The 18900-nt window shown below is 67.8% G+C and carries 14 protein-coding genes and 4 pseudogenes; 8 read left to right on the forward strand and 10 right to left on the reverse strand.

Annotated elements, in window-relative coordinates:
- Window positions 1-19 precede the first annotated feature (19 nt).
- From GL259_RS02055 to GL259_RS02065, 3 genes are all read left to right on the forward strand, one after another.
- Window positions 20-1195, forward strand: coding sequence for a glutathione-independent formaldehyde dehydrogenase (locus GL259_RS02055; protein WP_159528675.1), 1176 nt, complete (start codon window positions 20-22; stop codon window positions 1193-1195).
- Window positions 1196-1636: 441 nt separating this feature from the next.
- Window positions 1637-2575: an SRPBCC family protein gene (locus tag GL259_RS02060; RefSeq protein WP_159528677.1), complete on the forward strand. Its 939-nt coding sequence runs from the start codon at window positions 1637-1639 to the stop codon at window positions 2573-2575.
- Window positions 2572-3747 (forward strand): zinc-dependent alcohol dehydrogenase, encoded by a 1176-nt coding sequence (locus GL259_RS02065; RefSeq protein ID WP_159528679.1) that lies wholly within the window; start codon window positions 2572-2574, stop codon window positions 3745-3747. The genes GL259_RS02060 and GL259_RS02065 overlap by 4 nt, the downstream gene beginning before the upstream one ends.
- Before the next feature lie 292 nt (window positions 3748-4039).
- On the opposite strand, the gene GL259_RS02070 is transcribed toward GL259_RS02065, so the two are convergent.
- From GL259_RS02070 to GL259_RS02080, 3 genes and pseudogenes are all read right to left on the reverse strand, one after another.
- Entirely contained in the window at window positions 4040-5242 is a 1203-nt protein-coding gene (locus GL259_RS02070) for an IS110 family transposase (protein ID WP_159528681.1), read from the reverse strand.
- A gap of 359 nt (window positions 5243-5601) precedes the next feature.
- A pseudogene (locus GL259_RS02075) lies at window positions 5602-6910 on the reverse strand (IS256 family transposase).
- 263 nt (window positions 6911-7173) lie between these two features.
- Window positions 7174-7575, reverse strand: a complete 402-nt coding sequence (locus GL259_RS02080) for a RidA family protein (protein WP_159528683.1) — start codon at window positions 7573-7575, stop codon at window positions 7174-7176.
- Between the two features lie 101 nt (window positions 7576-7676).
- Here GL259_RS02080 and GL259_RS02085 point away from each other — a divergent pair, with 101 nt between their 5' ends.
- Window positions 7677-8060, forward strand: a complete 384-nt coding sequence (locus GL259_RS02085) for a helix-turn-helix domain-containing protein (protein ID WP_159528685.1) — start codon at window positions 7677-7679, stop codon at window positions 8058-8060.
- A gap of 196 nt (window positions 8061-8256) precedes the next feature.
- On the opposite strand, the pseudogene GL259_RS02090 reads toward GL259_RS02085, so the two are convergent.
- The 3 genes and pseudogenes from GL259_RS02090 to GL259_RS02100 all read right to left on the reverse strand — a co-directional run.
- Window positions 8257-8692, reverse strand: a pseudogene (locus tag GL259_RS02090) (transposase); the annotation flags it as partial.
- Between the two features lie 195 nt (window positions 8693-8887).
- The gene (locus tag GL259_RS02095) at window positions 8888-9739 is read right to left on the reverse strand and encodes a DUF1963 domain-containing protein (RefSeq protein ID WP_243762198.1); all 852 of its coding nucleotides are present in this window, start codon (window positions 9737-9739) and stop codon (window positions 8888-8890) included.
- Window positions 9740-9951: 212 nt separating this feature from the next.
- Entirely contained in the window at window positions 9952-11427 is a 1476-nt protein-coding gene (locus GL259_RS02100; RefSeq protein WP_243762199.1) for a hypothetical protein, read from the reverse strand.
- 404 nt (window positions 11428-11831) lie between these two features.
- Between GL259_RS02100 and GL259_RS38325 the strand changes: the two are divergent.
- Window positions 11832-11939: pseudogene (locus GL259_RS38325) on the forward strand (hypothetical protein); the annotation flags it as partial.
- A gap of 25 nt (window positions 11940-11964) precedes the next feature.
- Here the strand turns inward: GL259_RS38325 and GL259_RS02105 are convergent.
- Complete coding sequence (locus tag GL259_RS02105; RefSeq protein WP_347814606.1) at window positions 11965-12615, reverse strand: SMI1/KNR4 family protein; 651 nt, start codon at window positions 12613-12615, stop codon at window positions 11965-11967.
- A 349-nt stretch (window positions 12616-12964) separates the two neighbouring features.
- Between GL259_RS02105 and GL259_RS02110 the strand changes: the two genes are divergently transcribed.
- From GL259_RS02110 to GL259_RS02120, 3 genes and pseudogenes are all read left to right on the forward strand, one after another.
- On the forward strand, window positions 12965-13396 hold the full coding sequence (locus GL259_RS02110; protein WP_159528691.1) for a transposase: 432 nt from the start codon (window positions 12965-12967) through the stop codon (window positions 13394-13396).
- A complete protein-coding gene (locus GL259_RS02115; protein WP_159528693.1) occupies window positions 13393-13821 on the forward strand; it encodes a hypothetical protein in 429 nt (142 codons plus the stop codon). Before GL259_RS02110 ends, GL259_RS02115 begins: the two co-directional genes overlap by 4 nt.
- Window positions 13815-14661: pseudogene (locus tag GL259_RS02120) on the forward strand (IS256 family transposase); the annotation flags it as partial. The gene GL259_RS02115 and the pseudogene GL259_RS02120, both read left to right, overlap by 7 nt.
- Window positions 14662-14905: 244 nt before the next feature.
- On the opposite strand, the gene GL259_RS02125 reads toward GL259_RS02120, so the two are convergent.
- The 3 genes from GL259_RS02125 to GL259_RS02135 form a co-directional block, all read right to left on the reverse strand.
- Window positions 14906-16009, reverse strand: coding sequence for an SGNH/GDSL hydrolase family protein (locus GL259_RS02125; RefSeq protein ID WP_347814645.1), 1104 nt, complete (start codon window positions 16007-16009; stop codon window positions 14906-14908).
- Window positions 16010-16948: 939 nt separating this feature from the next.
- A complete protein-coding gene (gene istB, locus GL259_RS02130; protein ID WP_159528695.1) occupies window positions 16949-17743 on the reverse strand; it encodes an IS21-like element helper ATPase IstB in 795 nt (264 codons plus the stop codon).
- A gap of 130 nt (window positions 17744-17873) precedes the next feature.
- On the reverse strand, window positions 17874-18506 hold the full coding sequence (locus GL259_RS02135; RefSeq protein ID WP_243762202.1) for a hypothetical protein: 633 nt from the start codon (window positions 18504-18506) through the stop codon (window positions 17874-17876).
- Window positions 18507-18900 lie beyond the last annotated feature (394 nt).

An 18900-nucleotide genomic window follows, 5' to 3' on the forward strand; every position in this document is an offset into this window, starting at 1 on the left:
GACACCAAGGGAAGTCATCATGAAAGCAGCGGTATACGAAGGACCGCGAACGGTCACGGTGAAGGACGTGCCGGACGCGAAGATCGAGCACCCCTGCGACATCATCGTCAAGATCACCACCACCAACATCTGCGGTTCGGACCTGCACATGTACGAGGGCCGCACCTCGTTCGAGTCCGGCCGCACGCTGGGACACGAGAACATGGGCCAGGTCGTGGAGGTCGGCTCGGCCGTGCACAAGGTCCAGGTCGGCGAGTACGTGGTCCTGCCCTTCAACATCGCCTGCGGCTTCTGCAAGCAGTGCGAGCGGGGACTGACCAACTACTGCCTGACCATGCAGCCGGAACCGGCCCTCGCCGGAGCCGCTTACGGATTCGCCGACATGGGCCCCTACCAGGGCGGCCAGGCGGAGCTGCTGCGCGTGCCCTACGGCGACTTCAACGCGCTGCGCCTGGGCGAGGACGCCGCTGAGCGGCAGACCGACTACGTGATGCTCGCCGACATCTTCCCCACCGGCTATCACGCCACCGAGATGGCCCACGTCAAACCGGGCGACCAGACCATCGTCTTCGGGGCCGGTCCCGTCGGGCTGATGGCGACCTACTCCGCCCTCCTCAAGGGCGCCGGCCGCGTCTGGACGGCCGACCACCAGCCCGACCGGCTGCGCAAGGCGGAGGAGATCGGGGCCATCCCGATCAACACCGCGGAGCAGAACCCGGCGGAGGTCGTCAAGGAGGCCACCCTCGGTCTGGGTGCCGACAACGGATGCGAGTGCGTCGGCTACCAGGCACACGACCCCCAGGGGCACGAGGACGCCAGCCTCACGCTCAACGGCCTGATCGACTCGGTCAGGTTCACCGGCGACATCGGTGTGGTGGGTGTGTTCCTGCCCCAGGATCCCGGTGGCACGGAGGCTCAGGGAGAGTGGGAGGCACAGGGCAAGGTTCCGATCGACTTCGGGATGATGTGGTTCAAGGGCCAGCACATGGGGACCGGGCAGGCGCCAGTGAAGAAGTACAACCGGGCGCTGCGGGATCTGATCGCCGGCGGGAAGGCGAAGCCGAGCTTCGTCGTCTCCCACGAGCTGAGCCTGGACGAGGCCCCCACCGCCTACGAGCACTTCGACGCCCGTGACGAGGGCTGGACCAAGGTGGTCCTGCATCCCGACGGACACGGCAACGGCCACAAACAGTAGGGGTCCCCAGGGCCGCCGTCCGCCTGCTCCCCCGAACCGGGCCGACCAACGAACGGAGTCCGACCCCGGCTCCGGCCGGGGCTGGACGGCCCGCGGTCGCCTGCGTTCCCGTCATACCCGAGCAGCGGCGACCCGTCCGCGTCCGGCCCGGTAGGACGGATGGCGGACCCTGACGCCCGGCTTGACGGACGCGTACTCGACAGGCCGGATATGCATCCGCTCTTCGAATCGAACCATGGAGCCCGGTGCTGATGCTTGACAAGCCCTTGGCGCGCGTCACGTCCAAGCCGTGACCGGACGACGGCGCCGCCGGCTTGGTGACGAGAACTGAGGGTTGAACACGGACCGCAGGGAAACGCCGGGTTCATTCGCTATACGCGCTTCGTCCTCTCGTTCACGTGGCCCGCCTTCTGTTCACCTCACCGCATGCGGGGAGCACTCATGAAGACAGAAACCCGCTCCACCTCCCGCCTACGGCACGATTCGCTCGTACGTGGCCTCGGCTGGGCCAGCGCGCTCCTGGGCGTGCCTCAGGTTGCCGCCCCGGCGGGCTTCGCCCGGGCCTTGGGCGTGGACGACACCTCCCGGCACCGCTCAGCCACGACCGCCGTGGGTGTGCGCGAGCTGGCGGCGGCGACCGGGCTGCTGGGGCGGCCGCATCCGGCCTGGCTCTGGGGCCGCGTCGGTGGCGACCTCATGGACCTGACGATGCTGACCCGGGCCCTGAAGAACCACAACGGCCGCGGCCTCGGCCGCACCGTTGCCGCGACCGCCGCGGTCACCGCCATCACCGCCACGGACGTCTACGCGGCCGTGACCCGCACCCGTAGGAGCGCCCCCATGGAACTGACCGCGGCCACCACTGTCACCCAGCCCCCGGACGAGGTCTATGGCCTCTGGAGTGACCTGGGGCGACTGCCGGACTTCATGGCGCACCTGGACGAGGTGCGCGTCACCGGCCCGCGCACCAGTCACTGGCGGGCCAGCGCGCCGTTCGGCAAGGCGGTCGAATGGGACGCCGAGACCACTCAGGACGTCCCCGGCCAGCTGATCGCCTGGCGGTCGGCGGAGGGTGCCGACATCGACAACTCCGGCGAGGTCCGCTTCGTGCCCGCCCCCGGCGGCCGGGGCACGGAGATCCGGGTGACCCTGCGCTACGACCTGCCGGGAGGAGCGTTGGGCAAGACCGCGGCGCGCTACTTTGGCGAGGAGCCGCACCAGCAGCTGGACGACGACCTGCGCCGCTTCAAGCAGATCGCCGAGACAGGCGAGGTCGTCCGTTCCGAGGGTGCACCCGGCGGCAAGCGGGCCCGCGGGGAGTTCCCGCAGCACCCGGCCCGACCGCTGACCGAGGGCGAACTGAAGGAGGCCCTGGCATGAAGGCGAACTGCTGGACGGGACGCAACTCGGTCGAGGTGCAGGACGTCCCCGAACCGTCGATCCTGAACCGCCGCGATGCCATCGTGAAGATCACCTCGACGGCGATCTGCGGCTCCGACCTCCACCTGGTCGACGGCTACGTCCCCACCATGGAAAAAGGCGACATTCTGGGCCACGAGTTCATGGGGGAGGTCGTCGAGGTCGGCCCCGGTATCAGCGGCGACAAACTGCGCGTCGGCGACCGGGTCGTCGTGCCCTTCCCCATCGCCTGCGGTGCCTGCGCGGCCTGCCGCGCGGAGCTGTACTCGTGCTGCGAGAACACCAACCCCAACGCCGGCATCTCGGAGAAGCTCTTCGGTCACCCCATCGCCGGCATCTACGGCTACTCCCACCTCACCGGCGGCTTCGCCGGCGGCCAGGCAGAGTACGCCCGCGTGGTGCTAGCAGACGCCAACGCCCTCAAAATCGAGTCGGACCTCACCGACGAGCAGGTGCTGTTCCTGTCCGACATCCTGCCGACCGGGTACATGGGCGCCGACATGTGCGACATCCAGGAAGGTGACGTCGTCGCCGTCTGGGGTGCCGGTCCGGTCGGCCAGTTCGCCATGGACAGCGCCCGGGTCCTGGGCGCGGAGAAGGTCATCGCGATCGACAAGGAGAACTACAGGCTCGACATGGCCGCCGCCCAGGGCTACACGACCATCAACTTCGAGGACACCGACGTACGGTCGGCGCTGCTGGAACTCACCGGCGGCCGGGGCCCCGACAAGTGCATCGACGCGGTCGGGTTGGAGGCCACACATGGTGCCTCCCACGTCCACCTCTACGACCGCGCCAAGCAGGCGGTCCGCTCCGAGACCGACCGGCCGCACGTCCTGCGCCAGGCCATCCTGTCCTGTCGGAGCGGCGGCGTGGTGTCGGTCATCGGCGTCTACGGCGGGCTGATCGACAAGTTCCCGGCGGGCGCGTGGATGAACAGGTCCCTGACCCTGCGGACCGGGCAGTGCCATGTGCAGAGGTACATGAAGCCGCTGCTGGGTCTGATCGAACAGGGCAAGATCGACCCCACCAGGGTCATCACCCACCGGTTGCCCTTGACCGAGGCACCGACCGGCTACGACCTGTTCAAGAACAAGAAGGACCGCTGCGAGAAGGTCGTCCTCACACCGTGAGGGCAGCACCGATGAACTGCGGCACCGTGTGTCGCCGACGCCGACGCCGACGAGACGGCCCGTAACCCGAGATGATCTAGGTCGGCGTAGCGGCTTTGGGCTGGAGTTTCAATGACCGGGTCAAGGCTGCGGTCGCCCTCCACCCGTGAGGACGGCACCTCGTCCCGGAGATCGTCTGTGCCTCAGCCGACGAAAGTCAGCCACGACGGCGGGCATGCCGACCGATCAGGTGCGCGTGTGTCTCGCTGCAGCCCCACCGGCCTCAGCCACGCTGCCGGCTCTGTGGCCTTGCTCAGGCCGTCTGCGCGATGGGCGGTGTGGGGGTGAAGGCCCGGTCGTCGCGCAGGAGGGCCCACAACACACTGGTGCGGCGTCGTGCGAGGGCGATGACGGCTTGGACGTGTTTGCAGCCCTCGCCGCGTTTCTTGAGGTAGTAGTCCCGGTTGGGGCCGTCGCGGATGATGCTGGTCTGCGCGGAGAGGTAGAAGACTCTGCGCAGGCGGCGGCTGTATCGCTTGGGGCGGTGCAGGTTGCCGGTGCGGCGGCCGGAGTCGCGTGGGACGGGGACCAGTCCGGCGGCTGAGGCGAGGTGGCCTGCGTCGGTGTGGGCGGTCATGTCGCCCGCGGCGACGATGAACTCGGCTCCGAGGATGGGGCCCATGCCGGGCAGCGACTCGATGATCTCGGCTTGTGCGTGGGTGCGGAAGGCGTCACGGATCTGCCGGTCGAGGCGCTTGAGTCGGTCGTCCAGGGCCAGGATCTGCGTGGCCAGGTCGGCGACGATCTGTGCGGCGGCGTCTTCGCCGGGCAGGGCGGTCTGCTGGGCCTGGGCGGCTTCCATGGCCGTGGCGGCCACGCTGCCCGCGTCGCGAACCCCTCGATTGGCCAGCCAGGAGGTCAGGCGGGCCAGGCCGCGCCGGCGCAGGGCGGCCGGGGTCTGGTAGCCGGTCAGCAGCACCAGTGCGCCCTTGCGGGCCGAGTAGTCGAAGGCTCGCTCCAGGGCGGGGAACATGCCGGTGAGCACGTCGCGGAGCCGGTTGACCGTTCGCACTCGGTCGGTGACCAGGTCGGTGCGGTGAGCGGTCAGGAGCGCGAGGTCGGCGGCCAGCTGTGCGGGGACGCCGATGGTGGCGAAGTCCCGGCGGTGGCGGGCGGTTTCGGCGATGACATAGGCGTCGCGGGCATCCGTCTTGGCCTCGCCCCGGTAGGCGCCGGCCATGCGGTTGACCGTCCGGCCGGGCACGTAGACAGGCTGCTGCCCGTGGGCTGCCAGCAGCGCCAGCAGCAGTGCGGAGGACCTGCTGGAGATGTCCACCGCCCAGTGCACCTCTTCGGCCAGGTCCAGGATCCCGCCGAGTGCGGTCAGGATCGCCGACTCGTCATTTTCGATCTTCTCCGACCAGAGAGTCGCGCCGGTCTCGTCGACCACCGCGGCCCAGTGATGGGCCTTGCCCGCGTCGATACCAACCCATATCCGGGCCCGTCGTTCGCTCACGCGTCCCTCCCGCAGCCGAGTTGCTTTCCGTCGGCCCGTAGGACACCCCGTCGTCAGCTCCGTAAACAGCGACGCGTTCCGCGTATTTCAATCAGCGACCAGGGCGCCCCGAAGGGCCGGACGGCCACTCCAGCCGAGCCACGGTCGGCAAGCTGCTTTGAAGCCACATCCGGCCCTCCCGGGCCACCGAACAACTTACGGAGCTGCTTTGGGGCGAGTGATCATGGCCCCGTAAGCTTCCGGCGCGTCGGGCAGTCTGTGGACCTGCCCGGTGAAGCACGACGTTGGGGCCGTGATCTTCGAGGCTCGCGCCAAAGTGGGGGTCTGTCAAACGAGCGGTGTAAATCGGGTAGTTGGGGCTACTGGCGGGCTGCCGACAGGCGGCCGTCGAAGGTGATGTCGAAGGCGTTCAGCGCGGTCTTCCAGCGCATGGTCCAGCGGGCCTGGCCCTTGCCGGTGGGGTCGAGGGACATGATCGCCATGTAGACGCGCTTCAGGGCGGCCTGCTCGTTGGGGAAGTGTCCGCGGGCCTTGACCGCCCGACGGATCCGCGCGTTCACCGACTCGATCGCGTTCGTCGTGCAGACGATCCGGCGGATCTCGGTGTCGAACCGCAGGAACGGGGTGAACTCTCCCCCAGACTTCGTCCGGGGGCACCCCCACCCAGGCGTTCTCCCACAGCTTCACGATCGCCGGGTATTTCCGACCCCAGGCGTCGGCGAACTCGGCGAACCGCTCCAGGGCGGCCTCTTCGGTCGGCGCCGTATAGACCGGCTTCAGAAGCTTGGCGATCTTGTCCCAGTCCTGGCGGGCGGCATAGCGGAAGGAGTGCCGCAGCAGATGCACCACGCAGGTCTGCACGATGGTGCGGGGCCAGACGGTCTCCACCGCCTCGGGCAGGCCCCTGAGCCCGTCGCAGACCAGCATCAGCACGTCGCTGACGCCGCGGTTCTTGATCTCGGTGAGGATGTGCAGCCAGTGCTTGGCGCCCTCGCCGCCGTCGCCGGCCCACAGGCCCAGGATCTCCCGCCGGCCCTCGGTGGTGACGGCCAAGGCCACATAGATCGGCCGGTTGGCGACCGCACCGTCGCGGATCTTCACGTGGATGGCATCGATGAAGACCACCGGACAGACGGCGTCCAGGGGCCTGCTCTGCCACTCGGCCATGCCCTCGAGAACCTTGTCGGTGATGGTGGAGATGGTCTGGCGGGAGACCTCGGCGCCATAGACCTCGGTCAGGTGGGCCCGCACCTCGCCGGTGGTCAGGCCCTTCGCTGCCGGCGAGATGACCATCTCGTCGACACCGGTCAGGCGCTTCTGCCGCTTCTTGACGATCTTCGGCTCGAACGAGCCGTCCCGGTCGCGGGGCACGACGATCTCCACCGGCCCCACGTCGGTCAGCACGGTCTTGGAGCGTGTGCCGTTGCGCGAGTTGCCGCCGTTCTTGCCCGCCGGATCGTGCTTGTCATAGCCGAGATGGTCGGTGATCTCACCCTCCAGAGCGGACTCCAGCAGCCGCTTGGTCAGCTGCTGCAACAGCCCGCCCTCGCCGGTCAGCTGCAGGCCCTCGGCCTGGGCACGGCCCACCAGCTGGTCGTCCACGGCCTTCGCCGACACAGCCACTGCCGACTCGGCAGCGTCCTGCTCGGCCACGTTCTCACTGGTCATCGATGCATCCTCCATGATCGGGAGTTACACCGAACGATTTACAGTCCTCGGCACCTGATCGCCCCCGCCCTCTATCCCGCGACCGGTCCTATGTACTGGTCAAGCCCTATGTCGCCGGCCGAAAGCCTCAGACGCGGTGGAGGCGGGCAAGGCGCCTATTGAGGGTTATCCCGCAGACCCGTCCGCCCGGCATGGAGGCGGAGGTCGACTTCGGCGACGTGGGTGGTCGTGCAGCTGGCGGGAGAGCGTGCGAGGAGGAGACCTCAAGCGGGCAGTTTCGTGTCGATGACGAAGCTGATTTCGATGACCTGGCCGGGCAAGGTCAGTTCAGGGACGCCCAGGACCGTGCTGGCTGGGCGGTGGTCGCCGAAGTACCCCAGGTTGCCCTCCGCCGTCGCTGCGGCGTTCTGCCGCAGGTTTACCACGTACAGGGTCTGCGAGACGATCTGGTTCCGGGTGGCGCCATAGTGGTCCAGGACCTTGTCCATGTTGGCGTAGGTCTGCTTGAGCTGGGCGGCGAAGTCGCCCGCGTGGAGGAACTCGCCTGCCTCATCGAACGAGAGCTGTCCAGAGACGTGGATCAGCTCGCCGGACTTGATCGCCTGTGAGTAGCCGAAGTCGCTCTCGGCCGGCACGTTGTAGTTGAAGACGTCCATGGTGGCCACGGTGCGCGCCCTTCCGGTTTGCTCTCTTGTAGTTACTCGGAAACTGTAGGAGAGTGAGGGCTGACCTGGAAGAACGCACTTTTCGGTGACTGAGGAACCCAATGGTGACCAAGCAACTGCTCAAGGGCCTGCCCGAGGACTCTGACCTGCGGCGCGCAGACTCCCTCGCGCGGGAGATCTTCTCGGACGTCGCCAACAAGTGGGCGCTCCTGATCATCGAGGCGCTCGGCGAGCGCACCCTGCGCTTCAGCGAGCTGCGCAACGAGGTCGAGGGTGTTAGCCACAAGATGCTCACCCAGAACCTACGCATGCTGGAGCGCAACGGCCTGGCCGACCGGAAGGTGCACCCCACCGTGCCACCGCGAGTCGAGTACACCCTCACCGAGCCGGGCCGAGCCCTGCGCACCGCGGTTGACGCCATATGCGGCTGGACCCACCAGCACCTCGGTCACATCGAGAGTGCACGCGACCGTTTCGACGCCTGACGGGCACGCAGCGACACCTCGCGCGTTGCGCGATTCTTGATTGATCTCACGTTGGCGGCACCGACGTGGCCCGCGCTTCATCTGATCGGGCTACCGAGCCATTCTGTGCCGCACGTTCAAAAACAGACATGCCACAGGCGGCAGATCACCCCATGGACCTACTGCCATTTCTTGTGAACATTCATGAGTCTTAATGGTTTCCGCTGGTCAGCGAGGCGGCGAGCGGTGTGCCGTGCGGGCCGACGATCAGATGGTGCCGACTGTCCGGCCGTACCCGGTCGACCGGCGAAGGTCCGGGATGAGCCCTTTGAGGGCTCTGACGTGCGAAGCGTCGACCGCGGCGTTGTGCATGTCCAGCAGGCTGGCCTTCTGCAGTTCGGCGAGAAGGACGGTGTGAAGGCGGGGCCGGACGTCGGCTTCGGTCCAGTCCTCCAATCGCCGCCAGGCCGTCACCCCGCTGCACCCAGCCCGCTCCGCAGGCGCATCCTTCCAGCTCATGCCCTTACACGGGACATAGACGGTGCCACGCAGCGCGGCGCGGTCGTCCGTCGGCAACCGCCCGGGTACCGCCGTCGACGGGGAGGCCAGGGCGGGAGCAGCGGGGCGATGCGCTCCCACAGGTCATCAGGCACAAGACCATCCGACCTCGTAGAAGTCTGCCGTCGGCCCCGCCCACAGCCAAGCCCCCCATCAAGCTCATTCTGAAATGGTCAGTTCGCCCCCGGCGGCTGCTCCTGCACCGAGCGCCGCCGGAGACTCTCCATACCGCTCGTCCAGCGAATCCCGCCCTGGCGGTGGTGACATCTCGGGTCAGCGTCCTGCGGGTGTCACGGGTTCCAGGTCATGGTGGCGTAGACCCGGTCGAAGCGTCCCGCGGCCAGGTCCTGCCGGGCGATCGACCAGGAGTAGAGGGCCATCTCCAAACCGTCGAGCCCATGCACCCACTGGGCGAGGCACACCCAGTCCTCGGGACGTACGTCCGTGTCGGGCGCGGGTAGTTCGCCTCGGGCCACCGCTCGTGCCGCCTCCCGCCCGGCCGCCACGCTGGGGTCCTCCGCCCAGTGCTCGTCCTCGGCGTATCCGCCCAGCTGCAGTCCGAGGCCGATGCCCTCGCCCGGCATCTCCGTCCATACCTCGATCAGTTCGTGTGCGTGGGGGTGTTCCGGGTGATCCACGCAGTGCAAAGGCTGCCCGGGAGCGTAGACCGAGGTGTAGTACGGCAGGGAGACGTCGGTGCTCAGGCGGAGCAGCCCTTCCGGGAAATCCGTTTCGTGCGGGTAGTTCTTCCATTCCGGGTCGAGGTCCACGGGGCGTTCCTCGACGGGCGTACCGGCGGGGATGTGGAGCGCACTACCCAGGTTTCCTTCCCCGATCCGGTCGGGGTCGGGGTCGGCGAACAGCAGCAGGTGGCCGTCGACGGGCAGGTCGAGGTCGGTCGCTGTTGCGGGCAGCGCGGCGAGGTCGATGGTGGCGGCGAGCTTGCACCACGGGTCGGGGGCGTCCGCGGGGAGCATGAGGGGTCCGCCGAGTCGGCCCACCACCGGCCCGTCCCCCCTGGTGCCCAGAAAGGCACAGGGGCGGGCGAGGTCCGTCCACCGTGCGATGTCGTCCGGGGGGATGCCCTCCGCGAGGGCCCTCTCACGGAACTCACTCAGTATGTCCGGCATTTCAGGGGGCATGGGAAGTCTCCTTGCGGCCAAGTCGGTTCGACAGGGGATCACGCCGGGTGAGGGGTGGATCGCGGGCGGTTAGCGGTGCAGCGTGACGGTCACGCCGCGTGCCCTGAGTTCGGTGACCACGGGACCGGGGATGCCCGACGGCAGGGTCGCGTTCGGTTCGGCCAGGTGGACGTGTGCCAGCGCCGGCATGTCGAGCAGGGGCCGGAGGTCCGTCAGGGACCGGCAGTGGCGCAGGTCGAGTTCTGCGAGGCGGGGGAAGCGGTGAACAGGGTGATGTCCTTCAACGCGGTCCAGTACGGGCCGGCCACGGTGAGTGAACTGAGCCGTTCCACCGGTATGCCCTCGACCGAGGGAGAGTCCTTCAGGGAACGGAGGGTCAGTTCACGCAACTCGGAGCAGTCCTGGAGGGCTCTGAACGATTCCAGGTCCTCCATGTACAGCAGGGTCAGTGTGGTCAGCGGAGATCCGGACAGGTCACCGAGGTCGCGGACGGCGGAGCCGTTGATCATCAGCGCGCGCAGCGCGGGCAAGCGGCCGAGACCCTTGAGGTCGGTCAGCGCGGAGCAACTGGTGAAGGTCAGCTCCCGCAACGCCGGCAGGTCGCCCAGTCCTTCTGTGGTGCGCAGTACCGGGCTGCCGTGGATGCCGAGCTTCGTCAGCCGGGGGTGGCCGTCCAGCCCTGCGAGTGTCGTCAGCTCGTTGCAGTTGTCGAGTTCGAGGGACCGGAGCCGAGGGAGAGCCGCGAAGGGCGACAGGTCGCGGAGGTGGTCGCCGCTCAGCTTTAGGTGGGCGAGGTTCGGCAGCCCGGCGAGTCCCTCCAGGTCCGTGAGAGACCCGCAGGAGCGGAGATCCAGGGATTCCAGAGCGTCGAGCGCCCCGCCGAACACACGCAGGGCACGTATCTTGGTCCAGCTCAGCCTCAGTTGACGCAGACTGCTGAGGTTCAGCAAGGGCTCGAAGTTCTCGACGGCGCCGCACCGGCTCAGATCAAGGCGGGTAAGCCGGGAAAGACGGCCGATCGGGGTAAGGTCCTCCACTTTCGTGCAACCACCGAGATCGAGGTCCGTGAGGCCGGTGAGTTCACCGACCTCGGTCAGGTCGGTGAGCCCGTCGCACTGGTGGAGGTCCAGCTTCTCGAGCATCGTGAGATGCCGCAGACCGTGCAGGGAGGATGCGTACGGCAGCCGCAGTTCCGTCCTGCCCTCCTGACGGAACGCCGGAGCCAGCAGGTGCTCGGCGAAACTGTCCGGGTCACGGTCCGTCCTCCACAGACGAAGGAGGAACTTGGACGCGTACGGGTCCACGGGGGTGAACCGGGCAGCCAGTTTCAGGGCATGCCCACCGTCACCCGGCGCGGACAGGGAAACCAGTTTCCTGACAGCCTTGCGCGCGCGGTACGCCGGGGCCTCCAAGTTCTCGCAGAAACCGAACGGATCTCCGTCGGCTACCGCCCACAACCGGAGCAGTTCCTCGGTGGAGCAGTCGGACGTCTCGCTGTACCGCACGGCCAGACCTAACGCCTCGTTGCCGCCGCCGGACGCTGCCAGCAGCATGAGTTCCCTGACCGCCTCACCCGCCTCGGCAGGACTCGCGGTCTCCAGAAGCGTCCTCAACTGCTCCATTCGGATTGTCGTGTTGTCGCCCTGCGTGCCGTCGGCGGGCGTACCGAGGGGAGTCGGTTGCGTCATGGGAGGACTGTAGGGGCCGGGTGTGACAATGTGATCGGCGAACGGCCATGAAAATGTCAACTGCTCTGCAGGACTCCGTTGGGTCTTTGGGTTCGGCCTGCTCCTGGGCATGTTGGACGGATGGACGCGCATGAAGTGAACCGTGTCCGGGCGGAGTCGGCGTTGTAGCTGGCGGATGTGTTCGCCTCGGTGCCGCGCAAGGACCAGCGGGGCCAAGGGAAACTGCTACCTGCGGGGACTGATGCCCCTGCTTCACGCCCCGGACCAGCAAACTCACCCGCCTCAGCCACCACCTTGCCCCGAAGGGTGCAGCTCCGGCTCTGGGGCAGCGGAACACTCGGCTGCACCTGAGGCTGGCCCGCTCATAAGATCCTCGTTCGAGGCGCTGACACGGCCTGGCCGACGTCGAGCTCGGCACCGCGGAGTGGGTCGACTGGTTCAACAACCAGCGCCTCCATACCGCCATCGGGGACATCCCGCCCCATGAACACGAGACCAACCACTACGCTCAACACCAGCCCCAACCGGCGGCTGGAGTCAACGCATGGAGCCTCCACCGATCCCGGAGCGCTTCAGCGTCTCCGCCACGGAGTCGAAATACTGGGCCATCGATTCGTACTCGCCCGTGACCGTGACCTCACCCACGAACCAGCTGCCGACGCGGCCGTCCCGCACATCGATGAACTTTCCCATCCAGCCGTCCTGGTCCGACAGGAACGGGATCCACTCGTTACGCCAGAACGGATTGTCCGGCTGGTCCGGAGGGTCGAAGCCACCGGGCATGGAGCGGTTCGCGTAGAGCCTCTCCATCGCCCGGATACCCAGAAAGAAGCTTCCCTCGTCGGGGAACCCGTCGAAGCCGCAGCATGCCACTTCGTCGTCGACGTCTTCCTCCGGCAGATCCAGATTGTTCTGCAACAGCCACGTCCGCAGGTCTCCATGCAGGGAGATCCCCATCCGTTCCTCGGCTGCCGCGAGCATCTGCTTCGTAGCGGGCCCTGGCAGATCCGCGTGATCGGCCGGCGCGTGCTCCCGAAGAAGACTCATCACACGCGACCAACTCTCAGCCACACTCATCGCCCTCTGCCCTCTCCACAGGGATATCTCCGTCCGACTACGCCACTGCGAAGGTTGGAAAGTACCGGCCGGAGAACCTCGCAGGGATGGTACTTCGAGCATGCGTTCCATCCCTCCCCATGATCATCTTTCGTCCCGAGGCGCAGGGTCGGCCCCTCAGCGAAGTGGCCGTCCGCGACTTCTCACAGACAACCCACTGTGCCCGGCGGGTCCAGCCGAGGAGCTTCCAGGACTCAAGCGGGGGCCACGGCGTAACCCTGGAGCGGCGAAGCTGAAAATGCTCACTGACTGACGTCCTGCTGGGCTGTCCTTGCTTTGATCTGTCCGACCGCCGGGACCCGATTCCCAGGGCTCCGGCCGGGCGGAGCATGACCTCATAGGAGCCTGGCCAGAGGCCCCCTGACTGTCCTGTCTGCTCTTTCCGGCCGGAGCCACCTTCGGCAAGGAAGGCATTTCCAGCATGACAGGCACAGAGTCGGCGGATACGAGGGACCAGTTCGTGGTCGGCGGGGTGGACTCGCACGCTGACACCATCCACGTCGCCGTGGTGACCGACCGGGGCGGGCATCTCGCCGACGCCCAATTCCCCACCGGCGCTGCTGGATACGCCGCCGCGATCGCCTTCCCGGAGGCCCACGGCACCGTCGCCGCCGTCGGCGTGGAGGGCACGTCCTCCTACGGCTTCGGCTTCACACACGCCGCCCGGCAGGCCGGCCTGGCCGTCGTCGAGGTCAACCGGCCCGACAAGGCCGAACGCCGCAGGATCGGCAAGTCCGACCCGATCGACGCGTACCCCGCGGCCCGCGCCGTCGTCTCCGGACGCGCGACCAGCGCTCCGGAGGACGGGCCATCGTCGGGATACGCGCTCTGCAGACCGCCGCCCGCTCGGTGATCAAGGCCCGCACCGCGACGCTCAACCAGATCACGCACCTCCTGATCACCGCCCCCGACGCCATCCGCTCCAAGTACAGCGCGTTGTCCGGAGACAAGCGCGTCACCACCCTTGCGCGGCTCCGACCGGCCAGCGACCCCGCGCACGCCCCGCTCTTGACGGCCCTGCGGACGTTGGCCAAGCGGGTCCAGAGCCTGACCGAGGAACACACGGCCCTGACCGGGGAGCTCGACCAGCTGGTCACCATCCTCAACCCCGGACTACGTGCCGCCTATGGGGTGGGTCCGGACACCGCCGCCCAGCTGCTGGTCACCGCCGGCGCGAACCCGGCCCGCCTTCACACGGAGGCTTCCTTCATCGAACGCGGCCTCCGCCGCGACGACGCCTTCGCCGATGCCTACCGCCAGTGGTTCACCGCCGCTTGACCGACGATAGGAGCATCAAGGTTCTCGAGGGCATGGCCGAGTGGCAGAGCCGCCCGCTCGACGCCGTCTGTCCGGTCGTGTTCATCGACGCCGTCCACGTGAAGATCCGCGGCGGCGCGGTGGCCAACTGGCCCGTCCATGTGGCCCTGGCCGTCACAGTCGAGGGCCGGCGGGAGATCCTGGGACTGTGGGCCGACGACGGCGGCGAGGGCGCCAAGCACTGGCTGCACATCCTCACCGAGATCAAGAACCGCGGCGTCAGCGACGTGCTCACGCTGGTCTGTGACGGGCTCAGGGGCCTGCCCGAGGCGGTGGAGACCGTCTGGCCCCGCACCATCGTGCAGACCTGCGTGGTGCACCTACTGCGGAATTCGTTCCGCTATGCCGCCCGTCAGGACTGGGACAAAATCGCCCGCCTCCTCAAGCCCGTCTGCACGGCGCCGACCGAAGAGGCCGCCCTGGAGCGGTTCGCGGAGTTCGCCGACGCCTGGGGTCGGAAGTATCCGGCGATCGTGAAGCTGTGGGAGAACGCCTGAGTGGGGGTGCCCCCGGACGAAGTCTGGGGGAGAGTTCACCCCGTTCCTGCGGTTCGACACCGAGATGCGCCGCATTGTCTGCACCACCAACGCGATCGAATCGGTGAACGCCCGCATCCGGCGGGCGGTCAAGGCCCGCGGACACTTCCCCAACGAGCAGGCCGCCCTGAAGCGCGTCTACATGGCGATCATGTCCCTCGACCCCACCGGCAAGGGACAGGCCCGCTGGACCATGCGCTGGAAGACCGCGCTGAACGCCTTCGACATCACCTTCGACGGCCGCCTGTCGGGGGCCCGCCAGTAGCCCCAACTACCCGATTTACACCGCTCGTTTGACAGACCCTCGAGCAGACCCGATTGCGCCGCCGGTGAGGGCCGACGAGGCCGGCGTGGGCCTGTCTGCCGGCTTCCGGGCACGTCTCGCGCCGGGTGCGCCAGGCGAGCAACCGGCCGGTGCCGACCGCCGCGGGGCGCGGCGGCCGGTCAGGTGTTCCGGGCCGCATTTCCGTGCAGATGCCGTGGCTCTGGCGGCGGGTTCGGCCTGCTGGTCAGCGGTCGAGGAGGGCGATGCGGATGGCTCGTTCGACGTGGGCGGCGGTGTTGGCGTGGCCGTCGGCGTTGGGGTGGACCAGCGTGACGCGCTTGTTGATGGGAGCGCAGTTCAGCGGGGTGCCGGGAAGCTTGGCGGGCCAGTAGTCCTCGGCGTCGCCGCAGATTCCCTCGACCCACTTGGTGTCCGCGGGCTGGCAGGCGTCGTGGCCCACGCTGGAGGAGTAGACGTCGACGTAGCGGTCGCCGAAGAACGACGTGACCCGCTGGATCGTGCTGTTCAGCGGCTTGAGGACGTCGTCACGGAGCCAGCCGATGTCGGCGTGCTTGATCGCGCCCAGCTCGGCGAGGGCGAGGCGGTTGCAGTCGCTGGCCTCGTCCGGCAGGACGGCCGGATAGCCGACGGTGATCACCTTGGCGTTGGGTGCGGCCTCATGCACCTTGGCCAGCATGTCGATGTACTCGTCCTGGACCCTGGCGAGCTTGTCCGTGATGCTCTCCTCCCCCTCGGGAGGACTGGTGTAGTACTCGCGGCAGGACTCGCCGGGCGTCGCGCCCAGCTCGAGGCACTTGAGGAGCATGCCGCCGAACGGCAGGCTGTTGCCGCCGACGCCGATGGTGACGACGTCGGTTGTGTCGTTGAGCTTCGCTCGCTGGATCTGCGGGTCCACTGCGGGCCAGCCTCCGGCGGGGGGCTGGACCGGGCTGATCGGCGTCTGCTTGGTGTTGGCGACGTCGGCGATGGTGGCGTTGCCGCAGCTGACGTTGGTCAGGTGGACGTACTTGCCCGGCGGGAACTCGTCGAGCTCCCGCTCGACAACGCCGGGGTAGGCGTCGGCGGTGCGGTCACAGCCGTCCCGCGACGCATCGCCGAGCGCAGGCTGCGGGGCTCCGACGAACACGCCGGCGGTGTACGAGTCACCCAGAGCGGCCCACTCGTACTGATCAGCCGCACCGGCGGAGCCCGAGGGCACAAGCGCGGACACAGCCAGCGTGAGCCCCACGGCCAGTGCTCTCGTTCGCAGGCGGGAGACGGGGTACCGCATGGCATACCCAGGACGGGCCGGCAGGACCGCCGCGGCGAGGGCCGCCAGTCGGCCCATAGACGTCGAACGCATCCACAGACTCCATTCACTCGACGTAGTCGTGTGACTACGGAACGAAGGTAGATGGGGGCATGCGATCGTCAGCCGGGTACGCCAGGTAAACCACCCGAGCGTATTGTGCCGAGGCTCTGGACCACGGTGGGTGCGCCGGGTGGCCGCCCCTGACAGCGAGGAAACGTGCCACAGACAATTGATGGCGCCGAACCGCACCAGCAAGACCTGGATGCCGGAGAGCAACCTCATCCTGGAACGATCAGTTACACGGCCGAAGTGGCACTCGGCTTCAGTTGAGTACCTGGACTTCGCCGACGCGGACGGTGCTGGTGCGGGTCTCGGTGAACTGGCCGGAGTCCGTTCCCCTGCCGGTGACCTCCCAGTCAACGGTCCAGGTTGGCTTCGTTCGCCTTCAGTGACAGCGTTTGTCGACCAGTTTGAGCGGCGGTTAGCGTTCTCTGGGGCGATAAGTCTTCATGAGTTTTGACGGCGCTTGGCGTCAGTGATCTTGGCCTGCGGTCCGTGAGGAGCAGTCGTGTCCGTCGTCGGGCAGGCCCATGACGTTCAGCACGGGTTCCTCGCCATCGGGGATCTCGAAGGTGAAGTTCGCTCCTGACGCGATCGCCGTGAGCGAGCACTGGTTGCCGAAGGTCAGCGGAGCATGCGACTCCCAGGAACAGCCGGCCCGGTCCAAGGAGGAAACGACGTCCGCGTGCTTGAGCCCTGCCGGGAAGGTGCCCGTCCCCCGACAACCGACGGAGGGAGCTCGACGACGTCACGCCAGGTCTGGACGCAGATGAGGGAGACCTTGCGGCAGCGGCAGACACTCAGCTCGAGGTCTCCGTAGGCGAAGAGCCGTGGCCACTTTCTGTCGACATCGAGAATCTCCACGAGGCGGAGCCTGACAGGTGCCCTGAACAGCAGTCCAGCGGTTTCAGGGGGTCAGCCCGCTGCAGGTTGTTCGGTTCGGGTTCGGGTGCTGGCGAGGCGGTAGGAGTCGGTGCCGGTCTCGATGATGGTGCCGTTGAAGGTGAGCCGGTCGACGATCGCCGCGCAGAGGCGAGGGTCGGTGAAGGCCTTCGTCCAGCCGCCGAACGACTCGTTGGAGGCGATGGCGACGCTGTTCTTCTCCTCTCGTTCGGTCAGGACCTGGAAGAGGAGTTCGGCGCCGTGGCGGTCGAGTTCCATGTGGCCGAGTTCGTCGATGCAGAGGAGATCGATGCGGCCGTAGCGGGCGATGGTCTTGTTCAGCTGCTTCTCGTCCGCGGCCTCGACCAGCTCGTTGACCAGTTTGGTGGCGAGGGTGTAGCGGACGCGGTAGCCCTTCATCGCGGCTTCGGTGCCCAGCGCGATGAGCATGTGGGACTTGCCGGTGCCGGAGTCGCCGATGAGGCAGAAGGGCTGGCTCTTCTTGATCCATTCGCAGCTGGCGAGGGTGTGGATGGTCGCCGGGTCGATGTTCGGGTTGGCGCCGAAGTCGACGGTCCGCAGGGACTTCTCCCGCGGGAAACCGGCTGCCTTGATCCGCCTCTCCGAGCGGCGGCGGGCCCGGTCGTCGCACTCGGCCATCAGCAGTTCGGCGAGGAAGCCGCGGTAGGTCATCTGGTCCTTGATCGCCCGGTCGGCGATGTCGGAGAACTCGTTGCGGATCGACGGCAGCCGCAGCAGGCGGCAGGCGGAGTCGATCGCGGCGTCGGCGGCCTGCTCGGTCAAGCCTCGCTGGCGGGGCACGGTCACTGCGCTTCTCCCTCACGGTGGCCGCTGCCACTGGTGCGGCGGCGTCGGAGCAACTGGTCGTAGTGAGACACCGAGGGCAGCGGCCTGGTGTCCGGCGGAAGATGCGCCAGGCGCCACTCGTGCAGGGACGTCACCGTCGCCGGTGGCCGGCCGAGGTTCCGGGCGTCCGGTGCGGGCTCGGTCTCGGCCTGGGCGGCCTTGCGGCCTCCAGCGCGACCGCATCCGCGGTCATGGCCCCGGCCCGCAGGGCCGCGGCCAGGCCGGCGACGACATGTTCGTGCGTCATGTGGCGTCCGAGCAGCAGCACCTCGATGAGCGCGCGGGTGCCGTCCCGCTCGCCGTGGATCTTCATCGCCTGGGTCCACCAGGCGTCGTGGACCGGGGTGAACTTGCCCGCCGAGCGGGCCTGTTCGAGAGCGGTCGAGCCGGGGAAGGCGCCGGGCTCGCGGACCAGGACCTCCAGGTAGTGGTCCAGTTCCAGGCGGACGGCGCCCTTGGCGATCAGCCGCTCGTGCCGGGCGACTTCCACGTTCTGGTCGTAAACCACCAGGTGAGAGGCGTGCAGGATGATCCTCACCCGCTTGCCGATCAGCCGGATGGGGACCGAGTAGCGGTTCGTGCGGACCGGGATCTGGCCGTAGCGGTCGACTCGCGGGGTGAACAGCCGGCCGGTCTCGAACGGCTCCTCCGGCAACGGCATCAGCAGCGGTCGTTCGAGCGCGAAGTCGTCGGCGATGGTCCGGGATCTGGTGTCGGCGTACACATGAACGTCCCCACCCGCGTACGGATGAAAAGGGACACTGTGACACGTTGATCAACATTTCAAACAGACCCTAGATCACCTTAGCTTCCCAAGCTGAGAGCTCAGGCGCCGTCGTCACGGGCCGACTGTCGCGGCTTGCTCTGGTCGACGGTGCTGGCAGCGCGGTTGAGGCCGATGGGGGTGCGGCGAGGCATACGTGTGCGTGGTCGGGCGGCACACGCGCCGTCGTAGCTGGCTGTTGTCGGTTGGGGTTCAACGGGACACATCGAGGAGCACGCCGTCCGTCGAGTGCGGCCCCGCGTCCGGCGAAGTTGGGCCGTCCGAGGCCGCTCGGCAGTGGCCAATGACGACCAACGTCGACCTTCAGGCGCACAGGCTCACCGCACCTGAGCAG

This window comes from Streptomyces sp. Tu 3180, assembly GCF_009852415.1.
Lineage (GTDB): Bacteria > Actinomycetota > Actinomycetes > Streptomycetales > Streptomycetaceae > Streptomyces.

What these genes read in the sequence shown, in the direction of transcription:
- GL259_RS02055 (WP_159528675.1), top strand. Translation starts at nt 20, where the DNA reads ATGAAAGCAGCGGTATACGAAGGACCGCGAACGGTCACGGTGAAGGAC.
- GL259_RS02060 (WP_159528677.1), top strand. Translation starts at nt 1,637, where the DNA reads ATGAAGACAGAAACCCGCTCCACCTCCCGCCTACGGCACGATTCGCTC.
- GL259_RS02065 (WP_159528679.1), top strand. Translation starts at nt 2,572, where the DNA reads ATGAAGGCGAACTGCTGGACGGGACGCAACTCGGTCGAGGTGCAGGAC.
- GL259_RS02085 (WP_159528685.1), top strand. Translation starts at nt 7,677, where the DNA reads ATGGTGACCAAGCAACTGCTCAAGGGCCTGCCCGAGGACTCTGACCTG.
- GL259_RS02095 (WP_243762198.1), bottom strand. Translation starts at nt 9,739, where the DNA reads ATGCCCCCTGAAATGCCGGACATACTGAGTGAGTTCCGTGAGAGGGCC.
- GL259_RS02100 (WP_243762199.1), bottom strand. Translation starts at nt 11,427, where the DNA reads ATGACGCAACCGACTCCCCTCGGTACGCCCGCCGACGGCACGCAGGGC.
- GL259_RS02105 (WP_347814606.1), bottom strand. Translation starts at nt 12,615, where the DNA reads ATGGAACGCATGCTCGAAGTACCATCCCTGCGAGGTTCTCCGGCCGGT.
- GL259_RS02110 (WP_159528691.1), top strand. Translation starts at nt 12,965, where the DNA reads ATGACAGGCACAGAGTCGGCGGATACGAGGGACCAGTTCGTGGTCGGC.
- GL259_RS02125 (WP_347814645.1), bottom strand. Translation starts at nt 16,009, where the DNA reads ATGGGCCGACTGGCGGCCCTCGCCGCGGCGGTCCTGCCGGCCCGTCCT.